Genomic DNA, 2,728 nt, shown 5'->3' with positions numbered 1-2,728 from the left:
TACTTTTTTCCAATAATAAAACTAAAGAATATATTGGATTAATTTTTAATACTGTAATATCCCTAAATAAATCTATAATTTCTTTGTAGTCTATAATTTTTGCTGCAGATAGCATTTTTGATAATTTACTCTTTTTTAGATCTAAGGCTATAGCCATTTCATCTTGGCTATCAAATAATTCAGCCTCTAATTGTTGTTTAAAACTTACAGCATCTTCAAATTCACTAATATCATTTCTATCTTTATTTTCTAAATTCATTAAAATTGCACATTCTCGGTCATTAGCGTCAGTTGCTTTAACTCGAATTTTTATACCAAGATGGTTACATGCAAACCATCTTCTTCTTCCTGCTATAATTTCCCAATTTTTACCACCAGCATCATTTTCAATTTTTCGTGCAAATATGGGAACCTTTTGTCCATTCTTTCTAATGGACGAAATAAGATCTTGGCATTTTTCAACATTCATCCAAACATCATCTCGATTATGAAATTTCCATGGTCGGCAATCTGAAGGCTCAACTAAAAATTCTGTTCCTCTAACGGCTTCACTATGAACGCTTTTCTTACTTTGATCTAATGTCCTTGATGTAGCAGGAAGTATGATTTTATTTTTATTTTCAACTAATTCAGTATCATTCGCGATGACACCTGAAAGGGATCTTTTTTTACGCGTAGACATTTTCACCTCCCAACACAAATTTACCTTCTTTTTCTAATTTCTTAAATTTACTAGGCCACGTTTTCCATATTTCAATTTCAATTTCCTTGCAAAAAGAATTGATTATATTAAGCGCTCTTTTTTGAGGTCTACGTACTTCTAGTGCAGTTTGAAAATCAATGGCTGCATTGCCAATTTCAGTAGTATGTAGAAAATACTTGCTCATCATATGGTAGCCAAAAACATCCTGCATGATCGGCAGAAATTCTCTGTGATTAATTTGATTTGGGAAAACATCAGTGGCTAATATTTTAATAAATTTATATTCTTTTTCGGGATTTATCATTTCAATTACATTTTCTATCATTCGGAGGTATTGAACCGTGGAACTAAACTCATAAAGTGCAGGGGGGGTTGGTACAATAATAGCATCAGCAGCACATAGAATATTCATTGACGTGAAGCCTAATGCAGGGGGGCTATCTATAATAACTAAGTCATAAGAATCTTTAACGGTATCTATCCCTTGCCTCAACTCTGTAAAAACATAATTTTTTTCTATGGTGGGAAGATCCTTAATTTGTTCTGCTATACCCAACTCAAGATTATAAAGTTGTAAATTTGAGGGTATAATGTCTAAACCTTCCCAATAGGTTTTCCTAATACAATAATGGAGGCTATCTTTTTCTCCTTTAAAATAAGGCAATAGGGTACTTGCATCATCTATATCACGATCCGGAATATAACCAAAACTACTGGTGGAGGAAGCTTGCGAGTCCATATCTACAAATAAAACCCTATAACCCATTGTTGCAAAATATTGCGCTGCTGCAACACTGGTGACTGATTTTCCAACTCCTCCCTTAAAGGTTTGTATAGCTAAAGTTAAACATTCATCTGTAGAATCTCTTCGTGGAAAAGTTTTAAAATGTGTTCTGAATTGATTTATCTGTTTTAATGTATAACCAGAAATACGATTTGTTGACTCATATTTTTCAAGATTATCAAGAAGTCCCTCGGCAATTAATTGCGTTTGAATTTTAAGAATTGAGCTACTTGATCTTCCCACCAATTCAGAGGCTTCTTTCAAAGACCATCTTCTTTCCAAGATTTTTTTGTTATTTGGAGTTCTCCCACTTTCTTCTATTTGACGCAAAACACTCTCACCGCGACCTATTAATGCTCTTATGTAGTCAATGCCCGCATGATTTTTCATTTATTCCCATATAATAAAAAAGATGAAATTTAAATTTATAGTTTAATTCGTTATTTATCAAGTTATAATTTTCAAATTCCGTGTTTTTTATTTCTTTCACTGCCATATTGCGGATTTTAATTGGTTGTTATAAAGTATTGAAAGAAGAGGGGTTCACTACATTTTTTGTTGTAATTATTATTATTGCGATGTGAAAGACTTAATGAAGATAAGTGACCAAATTGCGAACAAGGGAAAGAGATAATAATGAATTAAACATACTGAGAGCATTGAGGAAAAGTTTGCCGACTCTTCCTCAACAATAAAACGATTAGCTTGGAACAAAGCTAAACACCAAAAATACTAAAGGGATTAGAATTTCTATTTTATTTTTGGCTTCATCCACTTATAGTTTAGCTTTGTTCCCCAAAAAAAACAATAAGATAAGGATATTATCTATGGGGAACTTTTGCTCAATTTTTCATGCTCACTTTGATAAATTGGTGTCATTAACTAATAGCCACAAGAAAGCAGTCTTTCTTGATAAATGCCTGTTTTGGTGGCAAATTTCTAAATATACCCTCGGTGATGAAAAAATATGGTTTACACGCAAGCTTTCAGAAATTGCCAAAGAATTATCAATTTCTGAACGTTCCGTTAGTCGCTATTTAGATGAATTTGAAAAAAATGGATTTATTGAGCGCATCTGCAAATTAAGCGCATCTAATAAAAACAATAATTTCACTGTAACCAAACGTCTTTATATTCATGTCACGCCTAAGCTTTTAAACTACATTCAAACAAGCTCCAACACTGATGAAACCTGCTCAAAAGAATCTTTAAATAGTTCTTTTTCAAATCAAAATGGCAAG

At 32.4% G+C, this 2,728-nt stretch carries 3 protein-coding genes; 1 reads left to right on the top strand and 2 read right to left on the bottom strand.

The window, feature by feature from the left end; all coding sequences use genetic code 11:
• On the bottom strand, positions 1 to 682 hold a 682-nt coding region (locus C0512_RS15065; RefSeq protein WP_290863042.1), incomplete at its 3' end, for a ParB/RepB/Spo0J family partition protein.
• Entirely contained in the window at positions 669 to 1,877 is a 1,209-nt protein-coding gene (locus tag C0512_RS15060; protein ID WP_290863040.1) for an AAA family ATPase, read from the bottom strand. The genes C0512_RS15060 and C0512_RS15065, both read right to left, overlap by 14 nt.
• A gap of 371 nt (positions 1,878 to 2,248) precedes the next feature.
• Here C0512_RS15060 and C0512_RS15055 point away from each other — a divergent pair.
• The coding region (locus tag C0512_RS15055) for a MarR family transcriptional regulator (protein ID WP_290863038.1) at positions 2,249 to 2,728 on the top strand (480 nt) is incomplete at its 3' end.

Origin of the sequence: Flavobacterium sp., assembly GCF_013822155.1 — a bacterium.
GTDB lineage: Bacteria > Bacteroidota > Bacteroidia > Flavobacteriales > Flavobacteriaceae > Flavobacterium.
Note: the sequence above shows the minus strand (reverse complement) of the source record. Positions and strands in the feature narration are given on the sequence as shown.